At 72.7% G+C, this 20,598-nt stretch carries 17 protein-coding genes; 4 read left to right on the top strand and 13 right to left on the bottom strand.

Annotated features, from left to right (window positions below; all coding sequences use genetic code 11):
* Positions 1-5: 5 nt before the first annotated feature.
* The 10 genes from ACFV4G_RS27645 to hrcA all read right to left on the bottom strand — a co-directional run bounded on the left by ACFV4G_RS27645 (position 6) and on the right by hrcA (position 12,022).
* A complete protein-coding gene (locus ACFV4G_RS27645) occupies positions 6-1,331 on the bottom strand; it encodes a hemolysin family protein (RefSeq protein ID WP_380444806.1) in 1,326 nt (441 codons plus the stop codon).
* A gap of 19 nt (positions 1,332-1,350) precedes the next feature.
* Positions 1,351-1,845 (bottom strand): rRNA maturation RNase YbeY, encoded by a 495-nt coding sequence (gene ybeY / locus ACFV4G_RS27640; protein ID WP_063347517.1) that lies wholly within the window; start codon positions 1,843-1,845, stop codon positions 1,351-1,353.
* A gap of 14 nt (positions 1,846-1,859) precedes the next feature.
* The gene (locus ACFV4G_RS27635) at positions 1,860-2,996 is read right to left on the bottom strand and encodes a PhoH family protein (RefSeq protein WP_380444804.1); all 1,137 of its coding nucleotides are present in this window, start codon (positions 2,994-2,996) and stop codon (positions 1,860-1,862) included.
* A 206-nt stretch (positions 2,997-3,202) separates the two neighbouring features.
* Entirely contained in the window at positions 3,203-4,126 is a 924-nt protein-coding gene (locus ACFV4G_RS27630; RefSeq protein ID WP_380444803.1) for a ribonuclease Z, read from the bottom strand.
* A gap of 5 nt (positions 4,127-4,131) precedes the next feature.
* Positions 4,132-4,485, bottom strand: a complete 354-nt coding sequence (locus ACFV4G_RS27625) for a histidine triad nucleotide-binding protein (protein ID WP_380444801.1) — start codon at positions 4,483-4,485, stop codon at positions 4,132-4,134.
* Between the two features lie 65 nt (positions 4,486-4,550).
* The gene (locus ACFV4G_RS27620; protein WP_380444799.1) at positions 4,551-5,393 is read right to left on the bottom strand and encodes an RDD family protein; all 843 of its coding nucleotides are present in this window, start codon (positions 5,391-5,393) and stop codon (positions 4,551-4,553) included.
* Between the two features lie 100 nt (positions 5,394-5,493).
* Complete coding sequence (locus ACFV4G_RS27615) at positions 5,494-8,742, bottom strand: S41 family peptidase (RefSeq protein ID WP_380444797.1); 3,249 nt, start codon at positions 8,740-8,742, stop codon at positions 5,494-5,496.
* A 148-nt stretch (positions 8,743-8,890) separates the two neighbouring features.
* Positions 8,891-9,640: a 16S rRNA (uracil(1498)-N(3))-methyltransferase gene (locus ACFV4G_RS27610; RefSeq protein WP_380444796.1), complete on the bottom strand. Its 750-nt coding sequence runs from the start codon at positions 9,638-9,640 to the stop codon at positions 8,891-8,893.
* A 127-nt stretch (positions 9,641-9,767) separates the two neighbouring features.
* Positions 9,768-10,910 carry a molecular chaperone DnaJ gene (gene dnaJ, locus ACFV4G_RS27605; RefSeq protein WP_363649839.1) on the bottom strand — a complete coding sequence of 381 codons (1,143 nt, stop codon included), beginning with the start codon at positions 10,908-10,910 and terminating at the stop codon, positions 9,768-9,770.
* 77 nt (positions 10,911-10,987) lie between these two features.
* Positions 10,988-12,022 (bottom strand): heat-inducible transcriptional repressor HrcA, encoded by a 1,035-nt coding sequence (gene hrcA, locus ACFV4G_RS27600; RefSeq protein ID WP_380444794.1) that lies wholly within the window; start codon positions 12,020-12,022, stop codon positions 10,988-10,990.
* A gap of 249 nt (positions 12,023-12,271) precedes the next feature.
* Here hrcA and htpX point away from each other — a divergent pair, with 249 nt between their 5' ends.
* The 3 genes from htpX to ACFV4G_RS27585 are packed head-to-tail and all read left to right on the top strand — an operon-like array spanning position 12,272 to position 14,671.
* On the top strand, positions 12,272-13,192 hold the full coding sequence (gene htpX, locus ACFV4G_RS27595; RefSeq protein ID WP_380444793.1) for a zinc metalloprotease HtpX: 921 nt from the start codon (positions 12,272-12,274) through the stop codon (positions 13,190-13,192).
* Between the two features lie 36 nt (positions 13,193-13,228).
* Positions 13,229-13,813: a hypothetical protein gene (locus tag ACFV4G_RS27590; protein ID WP_380444792.1), complete on the top strand. Its 585-nt coding sequence runs from the start codon at positions 13,229-13,231 to the stop codon at positions 13,811-13,813.
* Positions 13,814-13,837: 24 nt separating this feature from the next.
* Positions 13,838-14,671 carry a DUF3097 domain-containing protein gene (locus ACFV4G_RS27585; RefSeq protein ID WP_380444791.1) on the top strand — a complete coding sequence of 278 codons (834 nt, stop codon included), beginning with the start codon at positions 13,838-13,840 and terminating at the stop codon, positions 14,669-14,671.
* Here ACFV4G_RS27585 and ACFV4G_RS27580 read toward each other — a convergent pair.
* The 3 genes from ACFV4G_RS27580 to ACFV4G_RS27570 are packed head-to-tail and all read right to left on the bottom strand — an operon-like array spanning position 14,662 to position 18,430.
* A complete protein-coding gene (locus ACFV4G_RS27580) occupies positions 14,662-15,198 on the bottom strand; it encodes a Uma2 family endonuclease (RefSeq protein WP_380444790.1) in 537 nt (178 codons plus the stop codon). The genes ACFV4G_RS27585 and ACFV4G_RS27580 overlap by 10 nt on opposite strands.
* A gap of 21 nt (positions 15,199-15,219) precedes the next feature.
* Complete coding sequence (gene hemW, locus ACFV4G_RS27575) at positions 15,220-16,449, bottom strand: radical SAM family heme chaperone HemW (RefSeq protein ID WP_380444789.1); 1,230 nt, start codon at positions 16,447-16,449, stop codon at positions 15,220-15,222.
* A gap of 58 nt (positions 16,450-16,507) precedes the next feature.
* Positions 16,508-18,430 carry an AMP-dependent synthetase/ligase gene (locus tag ACFV4G_RS27570; protein ID WP_380444787.1) on the bottom strand — a complete coding sequence of 641 codons (1,923 nt, stop codon included), beginning with the start codon at positions 18,428-18,430 and terminating at the stop codon, positions 16,508-16,510.
* Positions 18,431-18,776: 346 nt separating this feature from the next.
* On the opposite strand from ACFV4G_RS27570, the gene ACFV4G_RS27565 reads away from it, so the two are divergent.
* Positions 18,777-20,510, top strand: coding sequence for an ABC transporter ATP-binding protein (locus tag ACFV4G_RS27565; protein ID WP_380444785.1), 1,734 nt, complete (start codon positions 18,777-18,779; stop codon positions 20,508-20,510).
* Positions 20,511-20,598: the final 88 nt, after the last annotated feature.

Raw genomic sequence — 20,598 nt, 5'->3', positions numbered from 1 at the left:
CGCGGCTACTCGCCCTGGTCGTCCGAGGGGTCGTCGGCCCGGCGGACGGGGGTGGCGACCATCGAGCCGATGCGGTTGCGGCGGCCGGCGGAGGACTCGGCGGTCAGCAGGATGCCGGTCAGGCCGGTGTCGGCGGGTTCGGGCAGCGGGATCTCGCAGGCGGAGCCGGGGATCGGGACGCGGCCGAGGTGCTTGGCGAGCAGGCCGCCGACGGTCTCGACGTCCTCGTCCTCCAGCTCGATGCCGAAGAGTTCGCCGAGGTCCTCGACCAGGAGGCGGGCGGTGATCCGGTAGGAGCCGTCGCCGAGGTCCTCCACGGGCGCGATCTCCCGGTCGTACTCGTCGGTGATCTCGCCGACGATCTCCTCCAGGACGTCCTCGATGGTGACCAGGCCGGCCGTGCCGCCGTACTCGTCGATCACGATCGCCACGTGCGAGCGGCGCTGCTGCATCTCGCGCAGCAGGTCGCCGGCCGGCTTGGAGTCCGGGACGAAGACGGCCGGGCGCATCACCGCGCCGACCTCCTCCGACTCGGCCTCCCGGTTGATGTGGGTGCGCCGGACGAGGTCCTTCAGGTAGACGATGCCGACGACGTCGTCCTCGTTGTCGCCGACCACCGGGATGCGCGAGAAGCCCGAGCGCAGCGCCAGCGTCAGCGCCTGCCGGACGGTCTTGTGCCGCTCGATCATCACCAGGTCGGTGCGCGGCACCATGACCTCGCGGACGATGGTGTCGCCCAGCTCGAAGACCGAGTGCACCATGCGGCGCTCCTCGTCCTCGATCAGGTCGTCCTTCTCGGCGAGGTCGACGAGGGCGCGCAGCTCCGCCTCGGAGGCGAACGGCCCCTCGCGGTAGCCCTTGCCCGGGGTCAGCGCGTTGCCGAGCAGGATCAGCAGCCGCGGGATCGGGCCGAGCACGGCGGCCAGCGGCAGCAGCACGAAGGAGGCCGCGGTCGCCGTGGTCAGCGGGTGCTGGCGCCCGATCGTGCGCGGCGAGACGCCCACCGCGACGAACGACACCAGCACCATCACGCCGAAGGCGAGCAGCACGGCCTGCCAGGTCGGGGCCACGTTGCGCACGCACACCACGGTGACCAGGACGGCCGCCGCCATCTCGCTGGCCACCCGGATCAGGGTGGCCAGGTTGAGGTAGCGGATCGGGTCGGAGGCGACGGTCAGCAGCCGGGCCGAGCCGCGCCGCCCGGAGCGGACGGCCTCCTCGGCCCGGAACCGGGACACCCGGGAGATGCCCGCCTCGGCGCACGCGGCCAGCCAGCCGAGCACGACGAGCAGCACGGCACCGAGGATGAAGCTCGTACTCTCACCACTCACAGGAGTTCGGGCTCCGCGCTCAGTGGGTGGTGGGGGCCGGCGAGAGGCCGCCGAGCCCGCGACCGGCCCGCCAGTCGTCGAGGATCCGCTTCTGGAGGGCGAACATCTCTTCCTCCTCCTCGGGCTCCTCGTGGTCGTAGCCGAGCACGTGCAGCACGCCGTGGACGGTGAGCAGCTGGAGCTCCTCGTCCATCGAGTGCTTGGACGGGGCCGCCTTGCCCTGCTGCTCGGCGACCTCGGGGCAGAGCACGATGTCGCCGAGCAGGCCCTGCGGCAGCTCCTCGCCCTCCTTGCCGGGGCGCAGCTCGTCCATGGGGAAGGACATCACGTCGGTGGGTCCGGGGAGGTCCATCCACTGGATGTGCAGCTCCTCCATCGCCGCGCCGTCCACCAGGATCACGGACAGTTCGGACTGCGGGTGGATCCGCATCTTGTCCAGGGCGAAGCGGGCGACGTCGAGGATGGCTTCCTCGTCGGCGTCCCAACCGGACTCGTTGGCGATGTCGATCGACATGACGGGCTGTTCGCTCAGCTTTCGGTGCGATGGGACTGTCGGGGTGCGCGGGGCGCCGTGGCCTTGCTCGCCGCGCGCCGCTGGGCGGGCTTGCGGGCGGCCGGGGCGTTGTCCTCGGCCTCCTGCCGGGCGTCCCAGCGTTCGTACGCGTCCACGATCCGGCCGACCAGCTTGTGGCGGACCACGTCGGTGCTGGTGAGGACGGAGAAGTGGATGTCGGGCACGTCGGCCAGGATCTCCTGGACGACCTTGAGACCGCTGCGGGTGCCGCCCGGGAGGTCGATCTGGCTGGTGTCGCCGGTGACCACCACCCGGGAGTTGAAACCGAGGCGGGTGAGGAACATCTTCATCTGCTCGGGCGAGGTGTTCTGGGCCTCGTCCAGGATGATGAAGGCGTCGTTGAGGGTCCGGCCGCGCATGTAGGCGAGCGGGGCGACCTCGATGGTGCCGGCCGCCATCAGGCGCGGGATGGAGTCCGGGTCCATCATGTCGTGCAGCGCGTCGTACAGCGGGCGCAGGTACGGGTCGATCTTCTCGTAGAGGGTGCCGGGCAGGAAGCCCAGCCGCTCCCCCGCCTCGACGGCCGGGCGGGTCAGGATGATCCGGTTGACCTCCTTGGCCTGCAGGGCCTGGACGGCCTTGGCCATCGCGAGGTAGGTCTTGCCGGTGCCGGCCGGGCCGAGGCCGAAGACGATCGTGTGCCGGTCGATCGCGTCGACGTAGCGCTGCTGGTTGAGGGTCTTGGGGCGGATCGTGCGGCCGCGGTTGGACAGGATGTTCGCGGTGAACACCTGGGACGGCGCCGGGCTGTCCGGGTCCTCCTCCTGGCTGCGGAGCATGGCGATGGAACGCTCCACGGAGTCCTCCGTGAGGGGCTGGCCGGTGCGCAGCACCAGCATCATCTCGTTGAAGAGCTTCTGCACGAGGCCGACCTCGGCGGGTGCCCCGGTGGCGGTCACCTCGTTGCCGCGGACGTGGATGTCGGCGGCGGGGAAGCCCTGCTCGATCACGCGCAGCAGCGAGTCCGCCGTGCCGAGCAGGGTGACCATCGGGTGCTTTTCGGGGATGACGATCCGGGCGCTGACGCGGCCGTCGTCGGCCGGTTCGGGGCGCGACTGACCATTGGTACGGGTCTGCGATGTGTCACTCATAGGTCGGCGCTGGGGCCTGCCTCATCCCATCCGTGGTGTCGTGTGCCGCTCGGTGTCTCCGGGGCACCAGGGTACGCCGCGAGCGTGATCGCCGCGGCGGGCGGCGGGGCCGCACCCGACGATGCTGCGGCAGATCGGGGGACGGCGCGAGCCCTTTTCGGCGCTCCCGGCCTCACCACGGGTTCCGCGAGCGCGAAGGCGGACGCTCAGGGCAGCCGCCGCGGCGGGACGGGCACCCGGGCGAGGTCGCCGGCGAGCACCAGTTCGCCGTCGAAGTGCTTGCGGGCGTCGGCCAGGTGCTGGCCGAGGTCGGGGTAGCGCTGGGAGAAGTGGGTCAGCACGAGGGTGCGCACACCGGCCTCGGCGGCGGCCTTGGCGGCCTGCCCGGCGGTGAGGTGGCCGTGGTCCTCGGCGAGGTGGGCGTCGGCGTCGGTGAAGGTGGACTCGACGACCAGCAGGTCGGCACCCTCGGCCAGTTCGTGGACGCCCTCGCAGAGCCGGGTGTCCATCACGAACGCGAACTTCTGGCCGAGCCTGGGCTCGCTGACCTCGTCCAGGGTGACCGTCCGGCCGTCCGCCTCGATCGCGCCATCGTGCTGCAGCCGGCCGACCGCCGGGCCCCGGATGCCGAGGGCGGCGAGCCGTTCGGGCACCAGGCGGCGGCCGTCCGGCTCGGACAGCCGGTAGCCGAAGGACTCCACCGGGTGCGAGAGGCGCACCGCGTCCAGCGCGAAGCGCGCGCCGGGCGCGGGCAGCGGGCCCGGCTCGTCGATCGGGCGCGGGCGCAGCACCGCCGTCTCGTGGTAGGCGGTGGCGTGCCGCAGCCGCTCGAAGTAGACCTCGCCGGAGGCGGGGAAGTAGACGTCGACCGGGTGCGGGACGCGGTCCAGGTTGATCCGCTGGATCACCCCGGCGAGGCCCAGGCAGTGGTCGCCGTGGAAGTGGGTCACGGCGATCCGGGTGATCTGGGTGGCCGAGACCCCGGCGTGCAGCATCTGCCGCTGGGTGCCCTCTCCGGGGTCGAACAGCAGTCCCTCGCCGTCCCAGCGCAGGAGGTAGCCGTTGTGGTTGCGGTGCCGGGTGGGCACCTGGCTGGCGGTGCCGAGGACGACGAGTTCGCGCTGCGACACGTAGGTCAGACCATGCTCTCGGTCATCGGCTTGCCGCCGAGCACGTGCACGTGCGCGTGGAAGACGGTCTGCCCCGCGCCGGCGCCGGTGTTGAAGATCAGCCGGTAGTCCTCGACGCCCTCGTCCCTGGCCACCAGGCCCGCCTCGGCGAGGAGTTCGCCGGCGATCTCCGGCTCGGCGGCGGCCAGCGCGGCGGCGTTCGGGTAGTGGACGTGCGGGATGACGAGGACGTGCACCGGCGCCTTCGGGGCGATGTCGCGGAAGGCGAGGACGCGCTCGGTCTTGCGCACCACCGTGGCCGGGATGTCGCCCGCCACGATCTTGCAGAACAGGCAGTCGGGCTGCGGCTCGCCGGCCATCGGATTCTCCTCGGGATCGCGTTCGGGGTCGTGCTTCGTCTGCGCTGGGGCCGTACGGCCGCAGCCTAGCCGAGCCGCCCGGTGGCCTGCTCGTACTCCCGCAGGTGCTTCCAGCGCACGATCCGCACGCCGACGATGTCGCCCTCGCCCTCGAACTCCTCGCTGAGCCAGCTGACCAGCAGGACGACGAAGCCGATCAGCCAACGCCGGGTGAGCCGCCAGGTGTTGGGGTGCATGACGCGCTTGCGGCGGATCACCCGCAGCGCCATGACGCCCTTGCCGACGCTGAAGCCGGTGAGGCGGGCGAGCAGCACCTGGTTGACGAACGACAGGACGAGGCCGGTGGCCAGCAGGCCGACGATCCACGGCACGCCGGCGACCGCGCCGTGCTTGCCCGCGTGGCCGGCCTTGTTCGCGACGGCGAAGGCCGGGCCGACGGCGACCAGGAAGTCGATCAGGATGGCCGGAAAGCGCCGGTAGTTGCTGGTCTCCGGCGGCGTGGGCGCCGCGGTGGCGGCGTCGAACCCCTGCCCGTGGGCCGCGTACGGCTGCGCGGGCTGCGGCTGTTGGGCCGGCTGCGGCTGGTACGGCTGGCCGTGCGCCGGGTACGGGTTCTGCCCGTGCGGCGGGTACGGATTCTGACCGTACTGCGGCTGGGGCTGCTGGTACTGCTGCTGCTGCGGCTGCTGGTACTGCTGCGGCGACTGCTGCTGGTACTGCTGCGGTGGCTGTGGCTGCTGGTACGGCTGTGGCGACTGCTGCTGCGGCTGCTGGTACTGCTGCGGCGGCTGCTGCTGCCCGTACGGATTCGGCGGGTACCCCTGCGCCGGGTACGCCTGCTGCGGCGGCTGCGGCTGTGCGTAAGGGTTCTGGCCGTACTGCTGCGGTGATGGATAGCCCTGTGCCATGTGCTCCCCCGTAGAGCTGTCGAGCAAGATCAGCCCCGCATCCTACTCACCGCCCGGAGCGGGAAGTCGGCCCACCCGACTTCCCGCTCCGGACCCGCCCCTACTGCCAGGGCAGCGGCGGCGCCGTCCGGGCCGGCGCCTCGGCGAGCGCGGCCAGCGCGATGCGCACGCCGGCGGCCAGCTGCGGGTCCTCGCCCGCGGCCCACTCGTGCGGCGCGATCGGCACCTCGACGTCCGGGTCGACGCCGTGGTTCTCCACGCCCCAGCCGTAGTTCTCCAGCCAGAACGAGTACTTGGGCTGGGTGACCAGGGTGCCGTCGACCAGGTGGTAGCGGCTGTCGATGCCGATCACCCCGCCCCACGTCCGGGTGCCGACCACCGGGCCGAGCCCCAGTGCCTGGATCGCGGCGTTGACGATGTCGCCGTCCGAACCGGAGTACTCGTCGGCGAGCGCGACGACCGGTCCGCGCGGGGCGTCCCCGGGGTAGGGCTGCGAGCTGGTGATGTCCCGGGCGACGTTCCAGCCGACGATCCGGCGGGCCAGCTTCTCGATCACCAGCTGGGAGGTGTGGCCACCCCGGTTCTCCCGGATGTCGACGATCACGCCCTCCTTGGCCATCTCGGAGCGCAGGTCGCGGTGGAGCTGGGCCCAGCCGGCGCTCTGCATGTCCGGGATGTGCAGGTAGCCGAGCCGCCCGCCGGACAGCTCGCGGGTCTCGGCCCGGCGCCCGGCCACCCAGTCGTGGTAGCGCAGCGCCTCCTCGTCGGCGAGCGGGACGACCACCGGGTGGCGCTGGTCGGTGCCGTCCTTGCCGGCCACGGTGAGCTCGACGGGCTGCCCGGCGGTCCCGGCCAGCAGCGGCGCCGGGCCGGTGACCGGGTCCACCGGGCGGCCGTTGACGGCGAGGACGGCGTCCCCGGGGCGGATCGCGGCGCCGGGCGCGGCGAGCGGCGAGCGGGCCCGGGGGTCGGAGGACTCGCCGGGCAGGATCCGGGCGATCCGCCAGAGGTCCCCGTCCTTGACCAGGTCGGCGCCGAGCAGGCCCTGGCGCCGCGCGGGCTCGGTGTGCAGGCCGTAGGGCATGACGTAGGCGTGCGAGGTGGCGAGTTCGCCGTGCACCTCCCAGAGCAGGTCGACCAGGTCGTCGTGCGAGCCGACCCGTTCGACCAGCGGGCGGTAGCGCTCCAGGACGCCGTCCCAGTCGACGCCGGCGAGGTCCGGGCGCCAGAAGTTGTCGCGCATCAGCCGGCCGTTCTCGGCGTACATCTGGCGCCACTCGGCGGCCGGGTCGACCGTCACCCGCAGCCGGGCGAGGTCGACGGCCGTCTCGTCCTCGTCGCCCGCCTTGTGGTCGGCCGGGAGGATCCGCAGCTCGCCCTCGTCCACGACCGCCAGCCGGCTGCCGTCCCCGCTGACCGCGAACCAGTCCAGGCCGTGCACGAGCGGCTCGGCCCGGCGCTTCTTGAGGTCGAAGCGCTCCAGCGTGGCCCGGGGCCGTTCGTCCTCCAGCGAGGCCGCCTCGTCGCCGAGTTCGCCGAGCAGCGGCAGGCGCGTCCACAGCACGCCGTCCTTGCCCGCCTTGAGCGCGCCGAAGCGGCCGCCCTCCACCGGGAAGGGGACGATCCGGTCGGCGATGCCGTCCAGGTCGACCCTGGTCACCGGCGCGGCGTCGGCGCCGCCCTCCTCGCCGTCGCCCTTCTTGCCGCGCGGCTCCTCGTCCTCCCCGCCGAGCGGGCGCCCGGCCCGCTGCGGGCCGAACGGGGACGGCGTGTCGGCGGCCAGCGTGATCAGGTACGGGCGGCAGCCGTTGGGGAAGGACAGGTCGAAGACGTGCGAGTCGTAGACCGGGTCGAAGTTGCGCTCCGACAGGAAGGCCAGGTAGCGGCCGTCCGCGGTGAAGGCCGGCGCGGTGTCGACGAAGCGCTGCTGGGTGACCTCGCCGACCGTCCGGGTGGCCAGGTTCGCCAGCACGATCTGGCGCAGCGACCACGCCCCGCTGCCCGGCACCGGTCGCGACCAGGCCAGCCACGCGGAGTCCGGGCTGAACACCAGGCCGCTGACCTCGCCGTCGGTGCTGCGGGCCAGCTCGTGCACGGCGCCGTCGGCGAGCGTCACCAGCAGCACCCGGCCGTCGTGCACGCCGAGCGCCGCCTGCTTGCCGTCCGGGGAGACCACCAGCGAGTTGACCCGGCCGAGCTGTCCGGCGGCCAGCCGGCGGCGCTCGGCGCCGTGGACGGCGGGGGCGAACTCCAGCCCGTCCTCGCCCCCGGCGTCCGACACCCACAGCACGCCCTGCGCGCCGTCCTCGCCCGGCACCACGCGGGCCAGCCGGCCGCGCACGCCCGGCGTCTCGTCCAGCACCCGGGCCGGGCCCTCGCGGTGGGTCAGCCAGTGCACGCTCCCGCGCACCACGACGGCGCTGGCCCGGCCGGTGCGGTCCGGGGCGACGGTCTCCAGCCAGTGCGCGGCGTGCACCGGGCGCGGGCGGCGGCCGGTGCGCGGCCCGGCCAGCCGGACGTCCAGGCGGCGCGGCTCGGCGCCCTCGGCCAGGTCCTCCAGGAGCCACAGGTCGCCGGCCCGGTGCCAGACCACCCGGGTGCCGTCGGTGGCGGCGTTGCGGGCGTAGAAGCCGTCCGGGGAGGTGGTGTGGCGGCGCAGGCCGGTGCCGTCCGGGAGGCTGGAGTAGAGCTCGCCGACGCCCTCGTGGTCGGACAGGAACGCGATCCGCGAGCCGTCCGTGCCGGCCACCCACAGCGGCGAGGAGAGCTGCCCGTCGAGGTCCTCGTGGATCCGGACGAACTCGTCCCGGCCGATCCACAGCTTGCCCGCCCGGCCGCCCCGGTAGCGCTTCCACCAGGCCGGTTCGCGGTTGTTGACGGTGCCCAGCAGCACCCGGTCGCCGTCCGGCTCGAAGGCCAGCCCGCCGACCGGCCCGTACGGCAGCCGCACCGGCTCGCCGCCGTCCAGCGGCACCGCGTGCGCCCAGGTGCGGCGCAGGGTGGCCTGCCCGGCGGTGGTGGTGGCGATCGGACGGCCGTCGGCGGTCCACCCCTGTAGCTGGGTCTGGCCGCTGCCCCAGTGGGTCAGACGCCGCGACGGGCCGCCGTCCACCGGCACGACGTGCACCTCGGGCGCGCCGTCCCGGGCGGAGGTGTAGGCGATGTGCCGCCCGTCCGGGGAGAACCGCGGGTGGTGGACGGGCAGGTGATCGGCCGTCAGCCGCCAGGCCCGGCCAGCGTCCAGCGGGGCGAGCCAGACGTCGTTCTCGGCGACGAAGGTGACCAGGTCACCGTGCAGATGCGGGTGGCGCAGGTATGCGCCGACAGGGTTGCTGAGGGGTTCCGTCACGCCGCCAGCGTAGGCACGTACGCGGACGGGGCGGGCCGCTTTTACCCGACTCCACCCGGGTGAGACCGGGGCGGGATCCGGGCGGGAACCGAGTGGGATCCGGGCGAAAACCGGACGGGATCCGGGCGGCCCCCGAACGCAGGGGCCGTCAGGCCCAGCGCCCCGTGCGCCCGAGCAGCAGCGCCCCGGCGGCCACGCCGGCCGTCGAGGTGCGCAGCACCGACGGGCCGAGCCGGTGCGGCTTCGCGCCCGCCTCGGCGAAGGCGGCCAGCTCCTCCGGGGAGACGCCGCCCTCGGGGCCGACCACCAGGACGACGTCCCCGGCGGCCGGCAGCGCGGCGGCGGCCAGCGGCTCGGAGCCCTCCTCGTGCAGCACCGCGGCGAACGCGGCACCGGCCAGGACGGGGGCCAGCTGGCGGGTCGTCATCAGGTCCCGCACCTCGGGGAAGCGCAGTCGGCGGGACTGCTTGCCCGCCTCCCGGGCGGTGGCGCGCCACTTGGCGAGCGCCTTGGCGCCGCGCTCGCCCTTCCACTGGGTGATGCAGCGCGAGGCGGCCCACGGGATCACGACGTCCACGCCGACCTCGGTCATGGTCTCCACGGCCAGCTCGCCGCGGTCGCCCTTGGGCAGCGCCTGGACGACGACGATCCGCGGCGCCGGCTCCGGCTCGCGGCGCACGGCGGCCACCGTGACGTCGATCGCGTCCTTGCCGAGCACCTCGGCGACCGTCCCGTCCACGCCGAGCCCCAGCCCGTCGGCCAGGGTGACCGCCTCGCCCGCCGTCAGCCGCTTCACCGCGGCCGCGTGGCGCCCCTCCGGCCCGTCCAGCCGCACCACGGCCCCGGGCGCGGCGGCGGCGATCCGCTCGGTCTCTACGACGAACACGGGGGCGGTCATGAGGGGGAACCTTTCCGGGGTGGGACCTGCGGCCCGGGCCGGCAACCACGGCCAGGGCCCGCGACCAGGGGGGACGGAACGCGAAAGGGGTGCCGGGGCGAGGACCCCGGCACCCCTCCGCGGACGGCTAGCGGCCGTTGAACGCGTCCTTCAGACGCGAGAACAGGCCCTGCTGGCCCGGCGCGAACTGGCCGGACGGGCGCTCCTCGCCGCGCAGCACCGCGAGGCGGCGCAGCAGCTCCTCCTGCTCGGGGTCGAGCTTGGTGGGCGTCTGCACCTCGACGTGCACTATCAGGTCGCCCCGGCCGCCCCCGCGCAGGTGGGTGATGCCGCGGCCGTGCAGCGGGATCGACTGGCCGGACTGGGTGCCGGGCCGGATGTCGACCTCCTCCAGCCCGTCCAGGGTCTGCAGCGGCACCTGGGTGCCGAGCGAGGCGGCCGTCATCGGGATGGTGACGGTGCAGTGCAGGTCGTCCCCGCGCCGCTGGAAGACGGTGTGCGTGGTCTCGGCGATCTCGACGTACAGGTCGCCGGCCGGGCCGCCGCCGGGGCCGACCTCGCCCTCGCCGGCCAGCTGGATCCGGGTGCCGTTGTCGACACCGGCCGGGATCTTGACGGTCAGGGTGCGGCGGGCGCGGACCCGGCCGTCGCCGGCGCACTCCGGGCACGGGGTCGGCACGACGGTGCCGAAGCCCTGGCACTGCGGGCAGGGGCGGGAGGTCATGACCTGACCCAGGAAGGACCGGGTGACCTGGGAGACCTCGCCCTTGCCGCGACACATGTCACAGGTCTGCGCGGAGGTGCCGGGCGCGGCGCCCTCCCCGCTGCACGTGGTGCAGGTGACGGCCGTGTCGACCTGGAGCTCCTTGGTGGTGCCGAACGCGGCCTCCTCCAGGGTGATCTCCAGCCGGATCATGGCGTCCTGCCCGCGGCGGGTGCGCGAGCGCGGGCCCCGCTGGCCGGCCGCGGCGCCGAAGAAGGCGTCCATGATGTCGGAGAAGCCGAAACCGGCCGCGCCGGCGCCGAAGCCGCCCGCGCCACCGCCGCCGCCCGGCGAGAGCGGGTCGCCGCCGAGGTCGTAGACCTGCCGCTTCTGCGGGTCGGAGAGCACCTCGTAGGCGGCGTTGATCTCCTTGAACCGCTCCTGCGTCTTCGGGTCCGGGTTGACGTCCGGGTGCAGTTCGCGTGCCAGGCGCCGGAACGCCTTCTTGATCTCGTCCTGCCCCGCATCCCGTCGGACGCCGAGTACCGCGTAGTAGTCCGTGGCCACCTAATGCTCCGCTTGTTCCGCCTGTAGTAGTGCTGCGACAGGGCACCACCGCTGGTCTGTCCAGCGGTGGCTGATTGCTACGACTCGGCCAGGATCTGACCCACGTACCGCGCCACCGCTCGCACCGCCCCCATTGTGCCCGGATAGTCCATCCGGGTCGGACCGATCACACCCAGTTTGGCCACGCTCTCGTCGCCCGAACCGTAGCCGACGGACACCACCGAGGTGGAATTCAGCCCCTCGTAGGCGTTCTCCCGGCCGATCCGGACCGTCATCGCCGCGTCCGTGGTCTCACCCAGGAGGCGGAGCAGGACGACCTGCTCCTCCAGGGCTTCCAGGACCGGCTGGATGGTGAGCGGGAAGTCGTGGCCGAAGCGGGTCAGGTTCGCCGTGCCGGCCAGCATGATCCGCTCCTCGTTCTGCTCGGCGAGCGCCTCGAACAACGTCGCCAGGACCGTGGTGACGGTCGGCCGGTCGACCTGTTCGAACATCGCGGGCAGCTCCTCCAGCGCCGCCGGGACGTCCGGCAGGCGCTGGCCGACGGCCCGCGCGTTGATCCGGGCCCGCAGGTCCGACAAGGCCGTCTCGCCGACGGTGCCCGGGCAGTCCACCATCCGCTGCTCGACCCGGCCGGTGTTGGTGATCAGGACCAGCATCACCTTGGCCGGGGCGAGCGCGACGAGTTCGATGTGCCGCACGGTGGAGCGGCTCAGCGAGGGGTACTGCACGACGGCGACCTGCCGGGTGAGCTGGGCGAGCAGCCGCACGGTGCGTGCGACGGTGTCGTCCAGGTCGACCGCGCCCTCCAGGAAGTGCCGGATCGCGCGCCGCTCGGGCGCGCTCATCGGCTTGACCTCGGCGAGCCGGTCGACGAACAGCCGGTACCCCTTGTCGGTGGGGATGCGCCCGGCGCTGGTGTGCGGCTGGTGGATGTACCCCTCCTCCTCCAGCGCCGCCATGTCGTTGCGGACGGTGGCCGGGGAGACCCCGAGGTTGTGCCGCTCCACCAGGGCCTTCGAGCCGACCGGCTCCTCGGTGCCCACGTAGTCCTGGACGATCGCGCGCAGCACGGCGAGCTTGCGGTCGTCGAGCTGGCGGACCTCACCGGCCATGGGGCACGCACCTCCGTCTTCGCACGTTGTCCGTTGTGACGTATCGAGCTGATGCGGGCCTGGAAGGCCCGGGTTTGGCACTCTGAGCGCACGAGTGCCAGAACCCTACCTGCCAGTGTACGGCCCGGGTCCGACGGCAGGAACGGCGCAGCGGGGGTGATCCTGCCCGCAGTTCCCGGCGCGGGGGTGGTGCCCCGCGGCCGTCCGGGTGGCAGCATCGATAGCGGACGGCGAACGGAGGAGCAAGCGATGTCGAGCTCGGCCCAGCACACCCGATTCGCGCCCGACCGCGGCCTGACCGGCCGGATGGTCGGGACCATGTTCGTGATCGGGCTGTTGTACGTCGGATTCACCGGCCTGCTGATCGTGCTGCTGCGCGGCGCCTGGCCCCTGATCGTGCTGATCTCCGGCGGGCTGTTCGTGGCCCAGTTCTGGTTCAGCGACAAGATCACCGAACGGGCCATGGGCGCCCGCCCGGTGTCCCCCGAGCAGTACCCGCAGCTGCACGGCACCGTCGACCGGCTCTGCGCGCTCGCCGACATGCCCAAGCCCAGGGTGGCGGTCGCCGACAGCGACATGCCGAACGCCTTCGCCACCGGCCGCAACCCGCAGAACGCCGTCGTGTGCGTCACCACCGGCCTGCTGCGCCGGCTGGAGCCCGAGGAGCTGGAGGGCGTCCTCGCGCACGAGCTCTCGCACGTCGCCCACCGGGACGTCGCCGTGATGACGATCGCCGGGTTCCTCGGCGTCCTCGCCGGGGCGATGACCAGGATCGCCATGTACGGCGGGTTCATCGGCGGCGGGCGCAACAACAACGACCAGAACGCGGCGATCGCGGCGCTGATCATCCCGCTGGTGTCGATCGTCGTCTACGCGATCAGCTTCCTGCTCACACGGCTGCTGTCGCGCTACCGCGAGCTCGCCGCCGACCGCGCCGCCGCCCAGCTCACCGGCCGGCCCAGCGCGCTCGCGTCGGCGCTCACCAAGGTCACCGGGCAGATCGCCGCGATCCCGTCCAAGGACCTGCGCCAGGCCCAGCCCTACAACGCCTTCTACTTCGCCCCGGCGCTGAGCGCCAAGGAGACGGCCTCCCAGCTGCTCTCCACCCACCCGACGCTGGAGAAGCGGCTGGAGCAGCTGGCGAAGATCTCCGCCCAGCTGGGCCGCTGAGCCCCGCCGACCCGCCGACCGCCTGAAGGGACCGCCGTGGGAATCCTGGACGCCCTGTTCGGCCGCACCAAGCCCGTCAAGCCCGACCTCGACCAGCTGTTCGGCGTCCCCTCGGCCGCGCTCACCCTGGAGGCCGGCGCCGGGTTCCTGCCCACCGGGCTCGGCTCGGTGTGCTTCGCGGCCGTCGAGGGCGCCGCGTTCGTCCAGGTCGAGCAGCAGGTGCGGGCGCTGCTCGACGCCGACACCGAGCGCGGCGGCGTCCCGGTGGAGGCCTCCAAGGACGGCTACGGCTACTCGTGGCTGCTCGCCCGGCACACCGCGGAGGAACTGCCGGAGCTGGTGAACGACCTGCACGCGGTCAACAGCGAGCTGGAGGCGAACGGCTTCGGGCCGCAGCTGCTCTGCTCGCTGGTGGGCTTCCGGAACGGGGAGGGGCAGTCGCTGGCGCTGGTCTACCTGTACAAGCGCGGCACGTTCTACCCGTTCGCGCCGATGCCCGGCGGCGGGGAGCGGCGCAACAGCCCGCTGGAGCTGCAGATCAACGCGATGCTGGCGAACGACCTGCGGCTGGAGAAGGACCTCGGCCGCTGGTTCCCGGTGTGGGGCGCGCCCGGTCTCTGACGGGCCGTCCGTAGACTCGCCGGCATGCGCAGCCGCCAGTACGGACCCGACCTGACCCCGCCGTGGAAGAAGCAGGCACCCGCCCCGGAGGTGCCCGCCGAGCGGGACCTCGTGGTCGAGGAGGCGGCGACCGGCTTCTGCGGGGCGGTGGTGCGCTGCGAGAAGACGGCGGAGGGGTTCACCGTCACCCTGGAGGACCGTTTCGGCAAGCACCGGGTGTTCCCGATGGTGCCGCGCGGCTTCCTGCTGGAGGGCAGGGTCGTCACCCTGGTCCGCCCGTCCGGCCCGGCCCCCGTCCGCGCCCCGGCCCGCACCGCCTCCGGTTCGGTCGCCGTCCCCGGCGCCCGCGCCCGGGTGGCGCGCGAGTCCCGCATCTACGTCGAGGGCCGGCACGACGCCGAACTGGTCGAGCGGGTCTGGGGCGACGACCTGCGGATCGAGGGCGTCGTGGTCGAGTACCTGGAGGGCGTGGACGACCTGCCCGCGATCGTCGCCGACTTCACCCCGGGCCCCGGCCGCCGCCTCGGCGTCCTGGTCGACCACCTGCTGCCGGGCACCAAGGAGCACCGCATCGCCGCCCGGGTCACCGGCGAGGACGTGCTGGTCGTCGGCCACCCCTACATCGACATCTGGCAGGCGGTGAAGCCGTCTTCGGTCGGCATCCCGGCCTGGCCGACGGTCCCCCGCGGCGAGGTGTGGAAGGAAGGCGTCTGCCGCCGCCTGGGCTGGCCCGTCGACACCCCGGCGGCGTGGAAGCACATCCTGTCGAAGGTGAACTCCTACAAGGACCTGGAGCCCGAACTCCTGGGCAGGGTGGAAGAGTTGATCGACTTCGCGACCCTCCCGGGTCAGGCGTAGGTCTGGAACTCCGAGGTGTCCAGCGTGACGCCCAGCAGATCCACCGGAATGGGCTCGCCGAACTTGGTGGTCCGCTCGGACACGTAGTCCGGCAGACCCGAGGCGCTCGCCCGGGTGGGTTCGGTGAGCAGCACGCAGACGGCCTTGATCGGGTCGACGATCAGGTAGACGGGGATCATGCCCTCGGCGTAGAGCTCGCGCTTGGTCCGGTAGTCGCGGAGCGCACTGGTCTTCGTGACCACCTCCACCGTCGCCACCGGCACAGTCGCTTCGGCAGCCCCTCTCTCGAACACCACGAGATCCGGCCGCAATCGACTGCCGCCACCACCGCAGGAGACATCCTGCCTGGTCCAGCGATGCCACCTCTCGGCGGGGATCTGATGGATCAGGGACTCGACGATGAGATTGGTCGTCAGGTCGGAGCTCAAGGACAGCAAGATCTCCCCGAAGATGAGCTCGGCGCGAACACCTTCCGGGATCTCAAGGCTCTCCAGAACCCCCCACACTCGCGCACTTGGAGTAGTCACGCGAACACCCTAGAGGTCGGCTCAGTCCACCAGGTCACGCACGACCGCGTCCGCCAGGAGACGGCCCTGGAGGGTGAGGGTGGCGCGGCCCCCGGCGTAGGTGTCGGGGGCGAGGAGGCCGCTCGCGAGCGCTTCGGCGGCCGCCTCGCGGGCCGTGTCGGTGAGGAGCGTGAGCGGGATGCCCTCGGCGAGGCGCAGTTCGAGGAGGATGCGCTCGACGCGGCGGTCCTCGTCCGTCAGCACCTCGCGGGCCAGGGCGGGGGTGCGGCCCTCGGCCAGCGCCCGGGCGTAGGCGGCGGGGTGCTTGGCGTTCCACCAGCGGACGCCGCCGACGTGGCTGTGGGCGCCGGGGCCGGCACCCCACCAGTCGGCGCCGGTCCAGTACAGCTCGTTGTGGCGGCAGCGGCCCTCGGGGGTGGTGGCCCAGTTGGAGACCTCGTACCAGTGGTAGCCGGCGGCGGCGAGCGCCCGCTCGGCGATCAGGTAGCGGTCGGCGTGGACGTCGTCGTCGATCATCGGGAGCTCGCCGCGCTTGACGCGGGCGGCGAGGCGGGTGCCTTCCTCGACGATCAGCGAGTAGGCGGACACGTGGTCGGGCCCGGCGCCGATGGCGGCGTCCAGGGAGGCCCGCCAGTCGTCGTCGGACTCGCCGGGGGTGCCGTAGATGAGGTCGAGGTTGACGTGCTCGAAGCCGGCCGCGCGGGCCTCGGCCACGCAGGCCTCGGGGCGGCCCGGGGTGTGGTGGCGGTCGAGCAGCTGCAGCACGTGCGGGCGGGCGCTCTGCATGCCGAAGGAGATCCGGTTGTAGCCGCCCTCGCGCAGTTCGGCGAGGTACGCCGGGCCGACGGACTCCGGGTTGGCCTCGGTGGTCACCTCGGCGCCGTCGGCGAGCCCGAACTCGTCGCGGATCGCGGCGAGCATCCGCACCAGGTCGCGGGCGGGCAGCAGCGTCGGGGTGCCGCCGCCGAGGAAGACCGTCTCCACCGGGAGGTCCGCGTCGCCCAGGACGCGACGGGCGAGCCGGATCTCCGCGATCACGTTGTCGGCGTACGTCTCCTGCGAGGCGACCGCGCCCGAGGAGCGGAGCTCGGTGGCGGTGTACGTGTTGAAGTCGCAGTAGCCGCAGCGGCTGGCGCAGTACGGCACGTGCAGGTAGAAGCCGAACGGCCGGGTGCCGAGCCCGTCGAGGGCGTGCGCGGGCAGGGAACCGTCGGACGGCACCGGATCGCCGTCGGGGAGTGCGGAGGGCATGACCCCATTGTCCCGTACGGCCGGGGCGAACCCGCGGGCCGTACGGGACGGGGGCGGCTCAGGCCTCGTTGGCCCCCGCGTACATCGCGGTCACGGCGTCCGCGTAGGTCCGCTCGACCACCGGGCGCTTGATCTTCAGGCTCGGGGTGAGCTCGCCGTGCTCGATGTCGAGGTCGCGCGGCAGCAGGTGGAACTTCTTGATCGTCTGCCAGCGCTGGAGGTCGCCGTTGAGCTTCTTCACGAAGCCCTCGATCAGCTCGTGGACCTGCGGGTCGGCGGTCACCTCGGCGTAGGACTTGCCGGCCAGGCCGTGCTCGGCGGCCCACGGCATGATCACGGCCTCGTCCAGGCCGATCAGCGCGGTGCAGAAGTTGCGGCCGTTGCCGATCACCAGGATGTTGCTGACGAACGGGCACACCGCCTTGAACTTGCCCTCGACCTCGCTCGGCGCGACGTACTTGCCGCCGGAGGTCTTGAACAGGTCCTTCTTGCGGTCGGTGATCCGCAGGAAGCCGTCGGCGGTGAGCTCGCCGATGTCCTCGGTGTGGAACCAGCCGTCCGGCTCCAGCACCTCGGCGGTCTTCTCCGGCAGGTTGTGGTAGCCGCGCATGACGCCCGGGCCGCGCAGCAGGATCTCGCCGTCCTCGGCGATCCGCACCTCGGTGCCCGGCAGGGCGCGGCCGACCGTGCCGATCCGCACGTCCTCCTTGCGGTTGACGCAGGAGCCGGCGCTGGTCTCGCTCAGGCCGTAGCCCTCCAGGATCGGCACGCCGGCGCCGAGGAAGAAGTAGCCGATCTCGGGGGCCAGCGCCGCGCTGCCGGAGACCGCGCCGCGCAGGCGCCCGCCGAACGCGGCGCGGATCTTCGCGTACACCAACTTGTCGGCGACCGCGTGCTGCGCCCGCAGGGCGAACGGCGCGCCGTCCACCCCGGTGGCGATCCGGTTCTCCTGGACGACCCGGGCGTACTCGCGGGCCACCCCGGCGGCCCAGCGGAAGATCTTGTACTTCGCGCCGCCCTCGGCCCGGGCCCGCCCGGCGATGCCGTTGTAGACCTTCTCGAAGATGCGCGGCGCGGACGCCATGACGGTCGGCCGGATGGCCGGCAGGTTGTGGATGATCCGGTCGACCCGGCCGTCCACCGCCATCACGTGGCCGGTGGCGATCTGGCCCGAGATCAGCGTCTTGCCGAACACATGCGACAGCGGCAGCCACATGAACTGGACGTCGTCCGGGCCGAGCAGCCCGCTCGCCTCCTGGGCGCGCGCCTCGTACGCCCAGCAGTCGTGCACCAGGCGCACGCCCTTGGGGCGACCGGTGGTGCCCGAGGTGTAGATCAGGGTGGCCAGCTGCTCCTTGTCGAGCGCGGCGACGGCCTTCTCGACGGCGTCCGGGTGCTCCTCGAGGTACGCGGCGCCGCGCTCCTCCAGCTCGGCCAGGGTGATGAGGTCGAGCCCGGCCGTCTCGGGCGCCGCGGCGGGGGCGTCGAACAGGATGACGGTGCGCAGTTCGGGCAGTTCCCCGATCTGCTCGACGGCCTTGGCGAGCTGCGCGGCGTTCTCCGCGAACATCGCCCGGCAGCCGGAGTCGGAGAGGATGAAGGCCGTCTCGTCGGCGTTGGTGCTCGGGTAGACGGTCGTGGTGGCCGCGCCCGCGCACATGTTGCCGAGGTCGGCGACGATCCACTCCAGGCGGGTGGAGGAGGCCAGGGCGACCCGGTCCTCGGGCTGGATGCCGAGCGCCATCAGGCCGGCGGCCACCGCCTTGACCCGGGCCGCGGTCTGCGCCCAGGTGAGCGAACGCCACTGCTCGGCGCCGGGGGCGCTGTCCGCGGCCTGCTCGTCGACCGGGGCGGGGTAGCGGTAGGCCTCGGCGTTGGGGGTCGCGGCGACCCGCTCCAGGAACAGGTGGGCGACGGAGGCGGGACGCCCGGCGACGATGTCGGCGCTGCCGGAGTCGATCAGGGACTGCGCGGAACTCAACGAGGACCTCCGGGGGCGGGTGGCCGTCTGAGGGATTTGTCGCGGCTCCCGTGGGGGCGGTCGCCGGTCCCCCGTTACGCGTGCGGTACCGGCGAGTAACAAGGGGGCAATCAGCAGCCTAGGGGGAAACCGGTCATTCCGTAAGGGGGTCTACCCGCCAGGCACCCCGCCACCACCCCGGTGCCCCGCGGACGGCACCCGCGTGAACCCCGCAACCCGGCCCGCCCGGCGGTTCGGCAAAGGACTGGACAAACCTCATGTCCCGGCCGGGGGAATCGTCTGTACGAGTGCACGAAGGAACGAGAATTGGGATGCGAATCCACCCGTCGACGACAAGAGTGTGCAAGTGCTGATCAGACTGCTCAGGGCGTACCTGCGCCCGTACTCCCGACCGATCGCCCTGCTGGTCGTCCTCCAGCTCGTATCGACCCTCGCCGCGCTCTACCTGCCCACTCTCAACGCCGACATCATCGACAGCGGCGTCGTCAAGGGCGACACCGGCTACATCCTCAGGGTCGGCGCCGTCATGATCGGCGTCACCCTCGTCCAGGCCCTGTGCTCGATCGGCGCCGTCTACTACGGCGCGCACACCGCCATGGCCTTCGGACGCGACGTCCGCGCGGCCGTCTTCGACCGCGTCCAGAGCTTCTCCGCCCGCGAGGTCGGCCAGTTCGGCGCCCCCTCCCTGATCACCCGCACCACCAACGACGTCCAGCAGGTCCAGATGCTGGCCCTGATGAGCTTCACCCTCATGGTCGCCGCACCGATCATGTGCGTCGGCGGCATCATCATGGCCCTCAACCAGGACGTCCCGCTGTCCGGCCTGCTGCTCGCCGTCATCCCCCTCCTCGGCACCGTCGTCCTCCTGCTCGTCCGCGCGCTGCGCCCCAAGTTCCGCAGCATGCAGGAGAAGATCGACACGGTGAACCGCGTCCTGCGCGAGCAGATCACCGGCATCCGCGTCATCCGCGCCTTCGTCAAGGACGACCACGAGCAGGCCCGCTTCGGCGAGGCCAACGGCGACCTCACCGACGTCGCGCTCCAGGTCGGCCGGCTGATGTCGTTCATGTTCCCGGCCGTCATGCTCGTCGTGAACGTCTCCAGCGTCGCCGTCCTGTGGTTCGGCGCCCACCGCATCGACAGCGGCGGCATGGAGATCGGCGCCCTGACCGCGTTCCTCTCCTACCTCATGCAGATCCTCATGAGCGTCATGATGGCCACCTTCATGTTCATGATGGTGCCGCGCGCCGAGGTCTGCGCCGAACGCGTCCAGGAGGTCCTCGGCACCTCCTCCAGCGTCGTGCCGCCCGCCGCGCCCGTCACCGAGGTCCTGCGCCGCGGCAACCTCGAACTGCGCGACGTCGACTTCCGCTACCCCGGCGCCGAGGCCCCCGTGCTGCGCGGCATCGCCATCACCGCCCGCCCCGGCGAGACCACCGCCGTCATCGGCTCCACCGGCAGCGGCAAGTCCACCCTCCTCGGCCTCGTCCCCCGGCTCTTCGACGCCACCACCGGACAGGTCCTGCTCGACGGCGTCGACGTCCGCGAACTCGCCCCCGAGGCGATCGCCGAGAGCGTCGGCCTCGTCCCCCAGAAGCCCTACCTGTTCACCGGCACCGTCGCCAGCAACCTCCGCTACGGCCGGCCCGACGCCACCGACGAGGAACTCTGGCACGCCCTCGACGTCGCCCAGGCCAAGGACTTCGTCGAGAAGCTCCCCGAAGGCCTCGACGCCCCCATCGCCCAGGGCGGCAGCAACGTCTCCGGCGGCCAGCGCCAACGCCTCGCCATCGCCCGCGCCCTCGTGCGCAAGCCCGACGTCTACCTCTTCGACGACTCCTTCTCCGCGCTCGACTACGCCACCGACGCCCGGCTGCGCAAGGCCCTCTCCCACGAGACCTCCGACGCCACCGTCCTGATCGTCGCCCAGCGCGTCTCCACCATCCGCGACGCCGACCGCATCATCGTCCTCGACGAAGGCGCCGTCGTCGGCAGCGGCACCCACCACGAGCTCATGGCCGGCAACCCGACCTACCGGGAGATCGTCCTCTCCCAGCTCACCGAGCAGGAGGCGGCGTGACCACCCCCCGCAAGCCCAGCGCCCCCCAGCAGCCCGCCGGGCAGCAGCCGTCGGACCGGGCGACGGCCGACGAGCTCCCCAGCGACTC

The sequence above is a fragment of the Kitasatospora sp. NPDC059747 genome, assembly GCF_042732955.1.
Taxonomy (GTDB): Bacteria; Actinomycetota; Actinomycetes; order Streptomycetales; family Streptomycetaceae; genus Kitasatospora.
Note: the sequence above shows the minus strand (reverse complement) of the source record. Positions and strands in the feature narration are given on the sequence as shown.